Genomic DNA, 12,458 nt, shown 5'->3' with positions numbered 1-12,458 from the left:
TGTCTTGGAGCGCTGTTGGTCAGGCCGGTCTATTCAGCGGCGACGGGGGCAGCGGAGGCTGTGCGGGCCATCTGTTTCATGCGTTTGTGCATGCTCTCGGCTGCGTCGCGTCCATCCTTGATGGCCCAGACGACGAGCGAGGCACCGCGAACGATATCGCCCGCGGCGAACACACCCGGAAGGCTCGTTTCCAGCGTGGCGAAATCAACCTTGATGGCACCCCACCGGTTCACGGTGAGGGCTGGCTCATTGAAGAGTTGTGGCAGGTCCTCAGGATCGAAGCCCAGCGCCTTTATGACCATGTCGGCTTCGATATCGAATGTCTCACCGGTCTTTTCCGGTGACTGGCGGCCGGACGGGTCTGGCGCACCGAGTTTCATGCGCGCGGCGCGCACGGCTTTTAGCTTTCCACCTTCATCGTCGATCAGCGCTTCAGGAGACGCCAGCCATTCGAAAACCACGCCTTCCTCTTCAGCGTTTGCGACTTCGCGCTGTGAACCCGGCATATTGGCGCGGTCACGGCGGTAGAGACAGGAGACAGATGTCGCGCCCTGACGGATGGCCGTGCGCACGCAGTCCATGGCCGTGTCGCCGCCGCCAATGACGACGACCTTGCGGCTTTTTGCGTCGAGTGTGCCGTTCTCGAATTCAGGCACGTCATCGCCGAGGCCCTTGCGGTTCGACGTGGTCAGGAAGTCGAGCGCCTTGTGGACGCCTTCGCAGCCTGCGCCCGGCACCATCAGGTCGCGCGCCTTGTAGACGCCCGTCGCGATCAGCAGCGTGTCATGTTCGTCGCGAAGGTCTGACAGCTTGTGTGTCTCGCCGATTGAGGCGTTGAACTCAAAGCGTACACCGCTTTCCTCAAGCCGTTTGATGCGGCGCTCAACGATGTGCTTCTCGAGCTTGAAGCCCGGAATGCCATAGACGAGCAGGCCGCCGCCGCGGTCATAGCGGTCATAGACGGTGACCTGATAGCCCTTGCGGCGAAGCTGTTCAGCTGCGGCGAGGCCGCCCGGACCTGCGCCAATGATACCGGCGGATTGCTCACGTTCACGCGGGGGTTTGATCGGTGTGACATAGCCCTGCTCCCACGCATTGTCGGTGATGTAGCGTTCCATCGCGCCAATCGTGACCGTGCCGTGGCCGGACTGCTCAACGGTACAGATACCTTCGCAGAGGCGATCCTGCGGACAGATGCGTCCGCAGATTTCGGGCATGTTATTGGTGGCGGACGAGACCTGGTAGGCCTCTTCCATCCGGTCCTCGGCGGCGAGCTTCAGCCAGTCCGGAATGTTGTTGGAGAGCGGGCAGCCCTGCTGACAGAACGGGACGCCGCACTGTGAACAGCGGGCAGCCTGATCTTCGGCAACCGTCTGGGCGTAGTCGCCATAGATTTCCTGGAAGTCGCTGCGGCGCGCTTCGGCTGCGCGCTTCTCAGGCATTGTCGGGTTGATCGACGTGAATTTCAGCATGCGGCTGGCCATAGCGCCCATCCTTTTCGTGCAAGTTTGTGCCCTATCGGCGCTTTTCAGCAGCTTTGCAAGGCAGATTCATTCACCGTATATCGTGGTGATATCTATTATTTGATTTGATCATCAATATAGCGCCAAACTCCGAGTTTGGCAAATTTAACACATATCATGACGATATACATTTTGCGCGGGTGCTTTCGCGACCGAAGCGTGACATAGGTTTGAGCGTCCAACAGACCGCCGGGACTAGAACTATGTCGCTTCTCCAGCTTGTCATCATTTCTATCGTGCAGGGCATATCGGAATGGCTTCCGATCTCTTCGTCTGCGCATGTCCTGCTGACAGCAAACATCTTCGGCGTCTCAGGCGAAGACGAGCTGATGGTGAACGCCATGGCGCACCTTGGCACGCTATTCGCGCTGTTTGCTTTTTTCTGGAGAGATACCGGCCGCGTCGTGAAGGGCAGTTTCGAACTCGTCGGAATCGGCCGGGACAATGGCCGCCTGACGGATGGCGGTAAACTTGCCCTCCTTATCCTCGTGGCAACGCCGCCTGCTCTGCTGGCCGGACTGGCCCATGAGCTTGTCCCCGGCCTCGACGTCTTGCGCAGCGCCTATGTGATTGCCGGTACGACGATTGTCTTCGGCCTGCTTCTCTGGTGGGCAGACGTGAAAGGCCCGCGTTACCGCACCGAAGCCGACATGACGCTTCGTGACGGCATTCTGATCGGTCTTGCGCAGGCACTTGCCATGATCCCGGGTGTCAGCCGCTCAGGCGTCACGATGACAGCGGCGCGCGCCCTCGGCCTGTCGCGGACGGAAGCAGCTCGCTTTGGCATGCTGTGCGGTGCGCCGGTGCTTCTGATCGCCGGTAGCTATGCCTGTCTCAAGCTCGCCACCGCCGATGCAGGCGAAGTCACAGTGCCGCTGTCTGATGGCCTGATCGTGGCAGGCCTCAGCTTCGTGACGGCTTTTGCGTCCATCTGGGCGCTGATGGCGCTCCTCAACCGGATGAGCTTCCTGCCCTTCGTGATCTACCGCGTGCTGCTCGGCATCGCCATTCTGGCAGCGATCCCGCTCATCGGCCTCTGATTCAGAGCTACCGACCAAGTTGACGGCGAGGCTTACGCTTCGCCCTTCTGGTGGAATTCACCATAGGCACGGTAGCGCCACAGATAGGTCGGCACGATGGCTTCGATGCTTTCAATGTCCTGAACGCCGAGGTCTTTCAGCGTCAGTGCATCGTCTGCGACGACATTGTCTGTCTTCAGCATATCGACCTGGTCACCCGTAATCGGCGGCGGGCCGAGAACAGTGTGAAGCGGCAGGAACGGGATCTTCCAGATCGCGCCAAAGGTCAGGCCCATCGGCTTGGCGACGAAGTATGGCAGCGGCAGCGCATACCGCTTTCGGTCGATCGTCTCGCCGATGAATTCGTAAAGCTCATTGAAAGTATAGGTGCGCGGGCCGCCGAGCTCAAAGGTCTTGCCCTGAACATCGTCGCGGCTCACGGCGGCCGCGATAGCTTCGGCGACATCGCCCGCATAGACCGGCTGGAGCTTCGTTTTCCCGCCGCCGATGGCCGGCAGGAAAGGCGCAACGTTCGATACCGGATGGGCTGCCATGCCTGCGAACTTGTTGAAGAAGTCGTCTTCCGGCCCGAACACGATGGACGGGCGCAGGATCACAGCTTCGGGGATCGCGTCACGCACGGCCTGTTCGGCCAGTGCCTTGGTGCGAGCATAATCCGACTCTGAATCCTCATCCGCGCCAATCGCCGAAATCTGGACGAAGCGCTTGATGCCTGCGGCCGCTGCGCACTCAGCTACTGTCTGTGCACCGCCAAGCTGGGCGGACTCAAAGCTCTGACGGCCTTTCTCATAAAGGATACCGACAAGGTTTACGACCGCGTCGGCGCCTTCGATGGCGCGCTCGACCGAGAGACGGTTGCGGACGTTCGCCTGCGCAATGTCGACCCAGCCTGGAGGGCCTGCGAGACGGACATCGCCGGCAAGGTGCGGACGGCGCACCGCGATGCGGACGCGGTAGCCTGCCTCGACAAGGGCGCGGGCCGCATAGTGACCGATAAAGCCGGAGCCACCAAAAAGAGTAACAAGACCTGTCGACATGAGCGCTGAACCTCTATTCCGCAGCCTGTTTGAAATGATCTGCGCCTTTCATCATGCCGTGACATGATTGTCCATGCGACGAAAGGCAAGCCATGTGTATCGCGCCTAACCGCCCTGGCGCAGGGATCGTTCAAGAACCTGCTGCGAGCCGAAGGCGAGGCGCAGGCGGTCCGTGGCTTCGGCGAGCGCGGTGCGGCGCTCTGCGACAAGCGCTTCCTGTGCGCGAAGCTGTTCGACAAGCCGGCGCGAACTTCCATTCCGCTCCGCCAGGCTGACCGCGGCAAAATCCATCGGCTCCGCTGGTGCCTGCAGCGCGGCGCGCATGGCGGCAAGGTCGGTCTGCGCACGCTCCAGCGCGAATTGCGCTTCGGCCATGTCCTGTTCGGCCCGCTGGCGCTTTAGCCCGACAAGTTTCTTCAAGTCCGCCGCCGTTTTCTTCTTCATCGGTTTCATCGCGCCCCTTCCCTAGAGATGCTGACGCAGGCGATCGACGAAGCTGATGGCCGCGGCCACAGCAGCGAAGTGCTCAGTGTGGATTTCCTCGTCGATCTCCACGAGGCGGTAGATGGAGCGCGTCGCTGGCGGGTCGCGGTAGATCGGCACGTCATGGGCGTGCGCCACCTCACGGATACGGGCGGCCATATGGTCAACACCCTTGGCAACGACGATTGGCGCGCGATCACTGTCCGGCTCCCACTTCAGGGCGACGGCATAGTGCTCCGGGTTCACCATAACGACCGTGGCATCCTTCACATTCTGCAGCATCTGACCCTTGGAGATTTTCTGGCCTTTCTCGCGGCGCTGCTGCTTCAGGTGCGGGTCGCCTTCGCTGCGCTTCATTTCGTCCTTCAGTTCCTGGCGGGTCATCTTCAGCTTGTTGGCGTGAAGCTGGCGCTGGATGAAGAAGTCGGCGCCGCCGAGCGCGAACTGGAAGACACAGAAGATAATGATGATCGCCGTCACCTGGCTGAAGGTGAACTGAAAAAATTGCGACAGCTGGACCGCGCTACTGGCGTAATAGTTTTCGACGAAGTGATAGAGAAACAGAGAGGCCAGAAGACCCGCAAACAGCATCTTCGCGGTGTCCTTGCCGAAGTCGATCAGGCCTTTCGGACCGTACTTCTTCTTGAGGTTCTCAGCCGGGTTGAGCTTGTTCATGTCCGGCTTGATCGACTTGGTCGAGAAGGCCACAGCGCCCTGAACGATGACGGTTGCCAGCACCAGCACGACCAGGATGCCGAAGAGCGGCAGGATCTGCATGAGAACGCTGGTCAGCCAGCGGCGCGACTGCGCGCCCGTACCGGCGAAGATGTCCTGCGCATAGCTGTCGGCATGATAGAACATGGCCGAGAAGTCATTGAAGATGCCGCCAGCAAGCACGGTGCCGAACACGGCAGACGCGATGACCATGCCCAGCATGAGAGAGAAACTGGTCGCCTCTTTGGACTGGGCGACATTACCTTCTTTTCGGGCCTGGCGTTTCTTCTGCTCTGTGGCCTCGAATTCCTTCTCGCCGCCACCGCTATTCTGGTCTTCAGCCATCCGGCAGTCCCCCTATAGCCAGCCGATGATGGACGGGACGCGGTCGCCCCATACCAGCAGCATTGTTGTGATTGAGAAGGCGAGCAGCATGATGCCAGCGCCAATCATGAATGGTGCGCCGACAAAGGCCACCATGAGCGATGGAAGCGCCTTGTTTATGAAGCCAAGGCAAATGTTGTAGAGCAGGTTCACCGCGACGAATGGCCAGGCGAGCATGATGGCGATGCCAAACGCTTCGAAGCCGCGCATAACGAAGAACATCGGGTCGATCAGCCCCAGCGCACCAGCTGGAATGTCGCCGTACAGCGTCACTACCCGCGCGAAGACAGTGACATGATAGTCCATGCTGAGCAGTAGGGCCGCGCCCGCCATGGCGAGTGCGTTCGCCGTGATGGTTTGAGCTTCGGTCTCCAGTGCGATACCCAGCATCTGCGCAAGCCCGATGACCTGCGCGATGATCGTGCCGGTGATCGACAGCATCCAGATTGCAAGCCGCAGGAGAAGGCCAAAGAAAAGCCCGATCGTCGCTTCCAGCGCGAGGTAGCGGAAGAACTCACCGAGGCCTGAAAGGACCGGAAGCTCCACCACGCCGCTCGCGGCCAGTGAGATGGCGAAGACAAGGATGATCATCGCCCGCACGCGAACCGGCACGGCCTGCTCGCCAACGCCTGGCATGAAGTAGATGATGAACCCCACCCGCGCCATGATCAGCATCACAGCGCCAATCCAGTAGACGGCCTGTCCAGATGCGAGCAGCGTATCGGGCACTAAACGACCCCGACGATGTAGGGTTTGCTCCTCGACCCGATCTCCTCATAGGCGAGGACAGAGTTGCGGATGCCTTTGCTCGACAGGACCGTATGGATGAAGCGGCGGCGACGGGATGTCGTCGCAATCGAAGGCGTGACGCCCTTCTGGGCGTACTCGTTCAGCTTCTTCTGGATCGAGGTGGTGAGGTCGCCAAAGATATCCGGCGGGAGGGCGATGTCAGATGCGCCGTCTTCCTTGGTAATCTCGTGGGCGGAGAACTGTTCTTCCCAGGTCGGGCCGAGCTGAAGCAGCGGCAGGCGACCATCGCCGTCCTGCAGGCGGTCCACGATCTGGAAGCCGAGACGCTGGCGCACCAGCTCTGCGAGCTGCGGCGGGCTGGACGTGCGGGCTTTGGCTTCGCCGACCGTCTCGATGATGAGGAACATGTTGCGGATAGAGACTCGCTCTTCGAGGAGGAGGCGCAGCACGGCGAGCAGCAGTTCTGGCGTGACCTTGCCCGGGATGTACTCGTCGAGGAAACGCTTGTTGGCGGCCGCGCGCTCTGCGTCGGTGAGGCGGGTCAACGCGTCCAGCGTGTCCATCATGACAAGACGCGAGAAGATCAGCGAGAAATTGTTCTGGATGATTTCCAGCATGTGCGTGGCGAGCACTTCTGTCGCCTCGATCGCCGGAACGCCAGCAGCGGCGAGCTCTGCGCTCTTGCCGGATGGCAGCCAACGGGCAGAAGCCTGATAGACGGGCTCTTTCACGCGCTCGCCCTGAAGATGTGGCAGCTGCTTGTCTTCCATAAGCGCAAGCACATTGCCGGGACGCAGCGTGCCGCCATCCACCTTCACGCCCTGAATGCGGACACGGTAGGAATTCTTGGCCAGCGTCGGATTGTCCGTCATCCGGATCGACGGAAGGACGAAGCCATACTCCTCGGCGATATAGCGGCGGATCTTGTCGACGCGGTTCTCGAACCCGTCAGCGCCCTGAAGCACGAGCGCGACGAGGTCTGGCGCGACCTCGAGGTGGATCTCGTCCGAATGGATGCTGTCGCCAATTACGACAGGCTCCGGCGCATCATAGGCGCTCTCCTGCGCCTTCTCAGCTTCCTTACGCTTTTCGTGCTGCTGGATGAAGTAGGCCGAGGTGCCGAAGACGGCGGCCGCTGCGATGAATGGCAGGAAAGGCAGGCCCGGCATGAGGGCGAAAACGCCAAGCAGCCCCGCGACGATATAGAGAACCGACGCGTTCGCGCCGAGCTGGGCGAGAAGCGCAACATCGATCGCGCCCTCATCCTTGCCCTTGGAAAGAAGAAGCGCGGCAGAAACAGAGATGATCACGGCCGGGATCTGGGAGACGAGACCATCGCCAACGGTGAGGATCGAATAATTGTTCAGCGCTTCAGTGACGCTGAGACCATGCACGGCGATGCCGAAGCCAATGCCAGCAAGCAGATTGAGCGCCGTAATCAGAAGGCCCGCGACCGCGTCGCCCTTCACGAATTTCGACACACCGTCGAGGGAGCCAAGGAAAGAGGCTTCTTCCTGCTCCTTCTGGCGACGGATCTTCGCTTCTTCATGGCTGATCGCACCTACAGCAAGGTCGCTGTCGATGGCGAGCTGCTTGCCCGGCATGGCGTCGAGGGCGAAGCGTGCGCCGACCTCTGCCATACGGCCAGCGCCTTTCGTGATCACCATAAAGTTCACGATGATGAGGACGCCGAAGACAACGAGGCCGACGAAGAGGTTGCCGCCCATGATGAACATGGCGAAGCCCTCAATGACGTTGCCGGCCGCGCCGGTGCCTGTGTGGCCTTCGGAAATGATCAGCTTGGTCGAGGAGACGTTAAGCGCCAGCCGCAAGACAAGCGAGGCCAGAAGCACGCTTGGGAAGGATGAGAAATCCAGCGGCTTTTCGATGAAGATCGAGGTCGTGAAGATCAGGATGGCGAACGCGAAAGAGAGCGTCAGGCCAATGTCCATGACCCATGCAGGGACCGGCAGGACCATCACGAGGATGATCAACATGAGACCAATCGCCAGCAGCGTGGTCGGTTTTGCCAGGTTCAGAAGGCTCGCGGCGGGCATGGCTCGCCTACCCCGCTATTATGGGCAGAACGGAGTTGTTGAAGAAATCGAGACAAAGCTGCGTCATGTAGCCAAGCGTCAGGAAGAAGACGACGACCACGGCCATGATCTTCGGCACGAAGGTCAGCGTCATTTCCTGGATCGAGGTCAGCGCCTGCAGGAGGCCGATAGCGAAACCCAGCACCAGCGTCACGGCAAGGATCGGCAACGCCATCAGGGCTGCCGTCCAGAAGGCACCGCGCAGGATTTCAAAGATCGCAAGCTCAGTCATATATGCCCGCCTAAACCGGCATCCGCAGGAGTTCCTGATACGCCTCAACGACCTTGTCGCGGATCGTCACGGCCGCATCGAGCGCGAGCTCTGCATTGGCGAGCGCTTCGACCATCGCATGCGGATCGGCGCCGGACACAGCGGTCTGCATCGCGGTCTGCTCTGCCGCTTCCATCGTCTGCTTGAAGTTCGCGAAGCCTTCGGAAACGGCGCTGGAGCCGCCCTGCGGCTTGGCCGCCTGGCTGGCCGCGTCCGCAGCTTTGACATTGTTAAGGGCGGCATATGCCGAAAAACCAACACCTGACATCGTCTATGACTCCCTTAGCGTTTGAGAACATCGAGCAGGGATTTGTACATCGTACGGGCCTGCTGGAATGAGTTGAGATTGGCCTCATAGGACCGGTTTGCTTCGCGCATGTCCGCCATCTCGGTCACGACCTGGACGTTGGAGAGCGTCACATAGCCCTCTTCATCCGCCATCGGGTGCGCTGGCTCATAGCTGCGCTCGCCTTCTGTCTGGTCGAGCTGGATCCGCAGATTGCGGAACGCGTCGCCATTCTTGTCGACGACGAGCATCTTGCGCTGATAGCCCGGCGTGTCGGCGTTGGAGATGTTCTGCGAGGTCAGGTCGATACGCTCCGACTGGACGCGCATCCCCTGCATGGCCTGCATCATTGTTGCCTTGATCGAATTCATTCAACCTGCCCCCTATCGTCTGCCAAGCGCCGCTCTCAGAAGGTCGAGCGACTTGGTGTAAACCGTGAGCGCCATCTGATGCTGGTCCATTGCTTCGGCCGATTTGTAAAGTTCGTGCTCGACGCTGACCGAGTTGCCGTTTGGCGAGGTCGGTGTGCCAGCATCCTGCACCTTGAAGGCGGGCGACTGGCTGGAGCTGAGCGCGGTGCGCGAGAGAAAATCCTCAAAGGATTCCAGCTGGGTCGCGCGGTAGCCGGGATCGTCGGCGTGCGCGATATTCTTGGAGGCGTGAGTCTGCGCTTCGGCGGCGTGGCGCGCCATTGCGCTATACATCTTGAAGACATCCATATTCGAGAACATGGCACAGGCCCATCATGGTTAACTCTTTGCAAAGGGTGCCGGGCTACGTTGAATAAAAGGTTAATGAAAAGCGAGATTCTGTTTACGTAATGCAGTCAGCCCGCGCACAGACACATGAACTCGTCCGCATCTGGGGCCGCGTCAGCGATGTCAGCCCCGGCAATGTCGGCATTACGGGCGTCAGCGCCCATGCAGGGCTTGGCAATGAGGTCGAAATCCAGACCCAGAGCGGCGTAGCTGTGCGCGGTGAAATCCTGAACATTACCGAAGACCGCGTAACGGCCCTTCTCTTTGACGAGTCCGACGAAGTGCGCATCGGCGACCGCGCCTATATCGACCGGGAAGCGTCGGTTTCGCCCGGTGACCACTGGATCGGCCGGATCATCAATTATCGCGGCGAGATCGTCGATACTGAGAATGGCGCGCCCGAAACGCTGCCCAGCAGCCTGATGCGCAAGAAGCTGATCTCCAAGGCGCCGCCGAGCCATGTTCGCAAGGCGCTTGGGCCGCGCCTCAATACAGGGCTGATGATTACCGACACCGCCATCCCGCTCTGCCAGGGCCAGCGGCTTGGCCTCTTCGCAGGTTCGGGCGTCGGCAAGTCGACCCTACTTGGAGCGTTGGCAAACGGCGTTCAGGCCGACCGCATCGTTATCGCCCTTATCGGGGAACGCTCACGCGAGCTGAATGAGTTTGCGAAGGTCACCCTTCCCGCAGAAGCGCGTGCCAAATCCGTCATCGTGACCGCGACCGCCAGCGAACCGCCGGGTGCCAAGAAGCGCGCGGCCTATTGCGCCATGGCGGCGGCTGAGCATTTCCGCGATCAGGGTCACCACACGCTGTTGCTCTTCGATTCCATCACACGCTTTGCCGAGGCGCACCGTGAAGTCGCGCTGGTTGGCGGCGAGGCACCCGCGCTGCATGCTTTCCCGCCATCGACGGTCCGCACGATTGCCGAACTTGCAGAGCGCGCCGGACCTGGCCCCGAAGGCAAAGGCGACATTACGGCGATCTTCTCTGTGCTCGTCGCTGGCTCTGACATGGAAGAGCCTGTCGCTGACATGATCCGGGGCATTCTGGACGGTCACATCGTTCTCTCGCGCGATATTGCAGAGCGTGGGCGCTATCCGGCGATCGATGTGCTGAAATCGGTTTCCCGCGCCCTGCCACGCGCGGCCACCCCTGAAGAGAATGTGCTGCTTGCCGAGTACCGCCGCAATCTGGCGCTCTATGAGGAGCTGGCGCCCATGGTTCGGGCTAACCTCTATGCACGCGGCAAGGATATGGCGGGTGATCGCGCTATCGACCTGTTCCCCTCACTCGACGGATTTGTGTCCGAGCGCCATGAAGGTGATACCCAGGCCGCCTATGTGAGGCTAGCTGAACTGCTAAGTGCTGGTCTGATGAAAGAGCCGCCACAAGACGTAGCGCCCTCGAAAGGGATAAAGCCGCGCTAGAGCAGGCTCAAAAAGAGGTTCTGACTGGCGATTGCGCCGAAGCCCTGACCGCCGCCGAGCAGTGTAAGGGCCGCATAGCCGGGGGTCATCGCCGACGGGCCATTATTGACCGTTTCCATGACATGAAACCGGCGGATGACTGCATTCACATTGTCCGGATCGGTCAGCTGCGACAGATCAGAAATCCCGAAGGATGAGCGCAGCTTGTCGCGCAGGATCTCAGCCTGCTTTTCGATCGGCTGTTTCGAAATATCCGAAGGCAGGTTCAGCGCCGTTTCCAGCACCGCCTTGACCGGCGGGCTGCCGAGAATGCGGTAAGCGATGGCATCATTTGACGATCCGGTGCCCGCAATATCGACAATCTTCTGCTGATAGCTGAGGCTAAGGCGCATATTCTCGTCGACGTCGCCAACAGCGATGCGGAAAGCCGCCGTTTCGAAGTTCTCGCCGAGCTGCTCGATCTTGTCGGCATCAAGCGACAGCGTGCCGTCTTCGAAGGCAAAGGTCTGGGCGAATTTGGTATAGGCCGGATTGTTCAGGCGCTCGAGGAAGGTGCTGTCCGGGGTAGCCGCTTCTTCCAGAACCTTACGGATAAACCCGCCCTTCCATTCCTCGCCGCCAAGGTCGAAGGCGGTCATCGTCACACGCAGGAGCCGCCGGTCCGACATGAAGTCGTCCAGAGACACCGGCTTGGACAGCTTTTCGGTCATATAGGCGCGGTCATTCTTGACGCTCGCGCTGTCCGAAAATGTTTCAAGCTGACGGTTATAGGTGGACTGGAGAAAACTCCAGCCGGCCAGGCCCGACATGGGGATCGCTGGCTGCACCATGGCGTATCAGGCGACCTTCGCCTGCTGTGGCTCGGCCATTGTGCTCTTCAGGTGAGCATGGCGGAAAAGCTCGGCTTCCAACTCGACCAGATTGCGCATGTGACAGAGCGCTGAATAGTGATTGCCCCGGCGCAGCATCTGACGAAGCTGTGGGATCGCTTGTGGATCGATGCCGCGGAAAACGTCTTCCAGGCTGTCGATTTCACGGAAAAGCGCTGGCAGGACACGGTCCTCTTCGAGGTCGCCTGTGATCAGCAGCTGGATGGCATAGTAAACCTGTTTGACCGGCGTATCCACTTCATCCGGGCGCAGCGCATCGCGGCAGCGCAGGACACGGGCATTCGCGTCAGCAATTCTCAGGCTTGATGGTTTATCGCCATTTTCCAGCAGGGCACCGTTGATGACGACTTTCTCGCCAGCGGCGAGCTTCAGTATCAGTCCGGACATTTAGGTCGTTGTCTCCATCTGGCTGGGGCCAACTTCGCCAGCGAGCCCCTTCATTATCGTTTCGTTGATCTCGACGAGGTCGGAAATATCGGTGTCGCCTGCGAGTACCTGATAGCTGACGCGGCGCACCATTTCAGCGAGCGTCAGAAGGTTGGTACGGAGGCTGTCGTCCAGCCCGTTTTCGGGGCTGACCAGATCCACGGAAAGAAGATGCCAGAGTTGGAGGTTGCGATCGATCGCATCTGCCCAAACGGCAGGAAGCGGCACATCCTGCGCCGCCACATCCTTGAGAGCGTTCGTAATTTCGCTGAACAGGGCAAGTTCGATCTGCTTGTCAGAAGCCGTGCGGCTGGTGACAGTGCTGTATGCCTTGTGCGCCAAATTGTGCATGTGCCCTCACTTGTAATTG

15 protein-coding genes are annotated in these 12,458 nt (G+C 60.2%); 2 read left to right on the top strand and 13 right to left on the bottom strand.

Features of this window, described 5'->3' with window-relative positions; genetic code table 11:
• Positions 1–29: 29 nt before the first annotated feature.
• The gene (locus D1222_RS13145; protein WP_119455173.1) at positions 30–1,484 is read right to left on the bottom strand and encodes an NAD(P)-dependent oxidoreductase; all 1,455 of its coding nucleotides are present in this window, start codon (positions 1,482–1,484) and stop codon (positions 30–32) included.
• Positions 1,485–1,726: 242 nt separating this feature from the next.
• On the opposite strand from D1222_RS13145, the gene D1222_RS13140 reads away from it, so the two are divergent.
• The gene (locus tag D1222_RS13140; RefSeq protein WP_119454726.1) at positions 1,727–2,563 is read left to right on the top strand and encodes an undecaprenyl-diphosphate phosphatase; all 837 of its coding nucleotides are present in this window, start codon (positions 1,727–1,729) and stop codon (positions 2,561–2,563) included.
• Between the two features lie 32 nt (positions 2,564–2,595).
• Here D1222_RS13140 and D1222_RS13135 read toward each other — a convergent pair whose 3' ends face one another.
• The 9 genes from D1222_RS13135 to D1222_RS13095 form a co-directional block, all read right to left on the bottom strand.
• Positions 2,596–3,600, bottom strand: coding sequence for a complex I NDUFA9 subunit family protein (locus D1222_RS13135; protein WP_119454725.1), 1,005 nt, complete (start codon positions 3,598–3,600; stop codon positions 2,596–2,598).
• Between the two features lie 105 nt (positions 3,601–3,705).
• On the bottom strand, positions 3,706–4,053 hold the full coding sequence (locus tag D1222_RS13130; protein WP_147371877.1) for a hypothetical protein: 348 nt from the start codon (positions 4,051–4,053) through the stop codon (positions 3,706–3,708).
• 12 nt (positions 4,054–4,065) lie between these two features.
• Positions 4,066–5,142 carry an EscU/YscU/HrcU family type III secretion system export apparatus switch protein gene (locus D1222_RS13125; protein ID WP_119454723.1) on the bottom strand — a complete coding sequence of 359 codons (1,077 nt, stop codon included), beginning with the start codon at positions 5,140–5,142 and terminating at the stop codon, positions 4,066–4,068.
• Between the two features lie 12 nt (positions 5,143–5,154).
• Positions 5,155–5,910, bottom strand: coding sequence for a flagellar biosynthetic protein FliR (locus tag D1222_RS13120; RefSeq protein WP_119454722.1), 756 nt, complete (start codon positions 5,908–5,910; stop codon positions 5,155–5,157).
• On the bottom strand, positions 5,910–7,988 hold the full coding sequence (locus D1222_RS13115; protein WP_119454721.1) for a flagellar biosynthesis protein FlhA: 2,079 nt from the start codon (positions 7,986–7,988) through the stop codon (positions 5,910–5,912). The genes D1222_RS13120 and D1222_RS13115 overlap by 1 nt, the downstream gene beginning before the upstream one ends.
• Positions 7,989–7,995: 7 nt before the next feature.
• Positions 7,996–8,259 carry a flagellar biosynthetic protein FliQ gene (locus D1222_RS13110; protein ID WP_119378881.1) on the bottom strand — a complete coding sequence of 88 codons (264 nt, stop codon included), beginning with the start codon at positions 8,257–8,259 and terminating at the stop codon, positions 7,996–7,998.
• 10 nt (positions 8,260–8,269) lie between these two features.
• Positions 8,270–8,566, bottom strand: coding sequence for a flagellar hook-basal body complex protein FliE (locus D1222_RS13105; protein ID WP_119454720.1), 297 nt, complete (start codon positions 8,564–8,566; stop codon positions 8,270–8,272).
• 14 nt (positions 8,567–8,580) lie between these two features.
• Positions 8,581–8,955 (bottom strand): flagellar basal body rod C-terminal domain-containing protein, encoded by a 375-nt coding sequence (locus tag D1222_RS13100; protein ID WP_119454719.1) that lies wholly within the window; start codon positions 8,953–8,955, stop codon positions 8,581–8,583.
• Between the two features lie 12 nt (positions 8,956–8,967).
• Positions 8,968–9,315, bottom strand: a complete 348-nt coding sequence (locus tag D1222_RS13095) for a flagellar biosynthesis protein FlgB (RefSeq protein ID WP_233348762.1) — start codon at positions 9,313–9,315, stop codon at positions 8,968–8,970.
• 89 nt (positions 9,316–9,404) lie between these two features.
• Here D1222_RS13095 and D1222_RS13090 point away from each other — a divergent pair, with 89 nt between their 5' ends.
• Positions 9,405–10,772: a FliI/YscN family ATPase gene (locus tag D1222_RS13090; protein WP_119454718.1), complete on the top strand. Its 1,368-nt coding sequence runs from the start codon at positions 9,405–9,407 to the stop codon at positions 10,770–10,772.
• Here the strand turns inward: D1222_RS13090 and D1222_RS13085 are convergent.
• From D1222_RS13085 to D1222_RS13075, 3 genes are read right to left on the bottom strand one after another with little or no spacing between them, the layout of a single operon-like run.
• Complete coding sequence (locus tag D1222_RS13085; RefSeq protein WP_233348760.1) at positions 10,769–11,581, bottom strand: DUF1217 domain-containing protein; 813 nt, start codon at positions 11,579–11,581, stop codon at positions 10,769–10,771. The two genes, D1222_RS13090 and D1222_RS13085, sit on opposite strands and share 4 nt — an antisense overlap.
• 27 nt (positions 11,582–11,608) lie before the next feature.
• Complete coding sequence (locus D1222_RS13080) at positions 11,609–12,049, bottom strand: flagellar biosynthesis repressor FlbT (RefSeq protein ID WP_119454716.1); 441 nt, start codon at positions 12,047–12,049, stop codon at positions 11,609–11,611.
• Positions 12,050–12,439 (bottom strand): flagellar biosynthesis regulator FlaF, encoded by a 390-nt coding sequence (locus D1222_RS13075; RefSeq protein ID WP_119454715.1) that lies wholly within the window; start codon positions 12,437–12,439, stop codon positions 12,050–12,052. It lies immediately after the preceding gene.
• Positions 12,440–12,458: the final 19 nt, after the last annotated feature.

Origin of the sequence: Henriciella algicola (assembly GCF_003576245.1) — a bacterium.
Taxonomy (GTDB): domain Bacteria; phylum Pseudomonadota; class Alphaproteobacteria; order Caulobacterales; family Hyphomonadaceae; genus Henriciella; species Henriciella algicola.
This window is presented reverse-complemented; position numbering and strand designations above follow the sequence as displayed.

What these genes read in the sequence shown, in the direction of transcription:
- D1222_RS13145 (WP_119455173.1), bottom strand. Translation starts at nt 1,484, where the DNA reads ATGGCCAGCCGCATGCTGAAATTCACGTCGATCAACCCGACAATGCCT.
- D1222_RS13140 (WP_119454726.1), top strand. Translation starts at nt 1,727, where the DNA reads ATGTCGCTTCTCCAGCTTGTCATCATTTCTATCGTGCAGGGCATATCG.
- D1222_RS13135 (WP_119454725.1), bottom strand. Translation starts at nt 3,600, where the DNA reads ATGTCGACAGGTCTTGTTACTCTTTTTGGTGGCTCCGGCTTTATCGGT.
- D1222_RS13130 (WP_147371877.1), bottom strand. Translation starts at nt 4,053, where the DNA reads ATGAAACCGATGAAGAAGAAAACGGCGGCGGACTTGAAGAAACTTGTC.
- D1222_RS13125 (WP_119454723.1), bottom strand. Translation starts at nt 5,142, where the DNA reads ATGGCTGAAGACCAGAATAGCGGTGGCGGCGAGAAGGAATTCGAGGCC.
- D1222_RS13115 (WP_119454721.1), bottom strand. Translation starts at nt 7,988, where the DNA reads ATGCCCGCCGCGAGCCTTCTGAACCTGGCAAAACCGACCACGCTGCTG.
- D1222_RS13110 (WP_119378881.1), bottom strand. Translation starts at nt 8,259, where the DNA reads ATGACTGAGCTTGCGATCTTTGAAATCCTGCGCGGTGCCTTCTGGACG.
- D1222_RS13105 (WP_119454720.1), bottom strand. Translation starts at nt 8,566, where the DNA reads ATGTCAGGTGTTGGTTTTTCGGCATATGCCGCCCTTAACAATGTCAAA.
- D1222_RS13100 (WP_119454719.1), bottom strand. Translation starts at nt 8,955, where the DNA reads ATGAATTCGATCAAGGCAACAATGATGCAGGCCATGCAGGGGATGCGC.
- D1222_RS13095 (WP_233348762.1), bottom strand. Translation starts at nt 9,315, where the DNA reads ATGTTCTCGAATATGGATGTCTTCAAGATGTATAGCGCAATGGCGCGC.
- D1222_RS13090 (WP_119454718.1), top strand. Translation starts at nt 9,405, where the DNA reads ATGCAGTCAGCCCGCGCACAGACACATGAACTCGTCCGCATCTGGGGC.
- D1222_RS13085 (WP_233348760.1), bottom strand. Translation starts at nt 11,581, where the DNA reads ATGTCGGGCCTGGCCGGCTGGAGTTTTCTCCAGTCCACCTATAACCGT.
- D1222_RS13080 (WP_119454716.1), bottom strand. Translation starts at nt 12,049, where the DNA reads ATGTCCGGACTGATACTGAAGCTCGCCGCTGGCGAGAAAGTCGTCATC.
- D1222_RS13075 (WP_119454715.1), bottom strand. Translation starts at nt 12,439, where the DNA reads ATGCACAATTTGGCGCACAAGGCATACAGCACTGTCACCAGCCGCACG.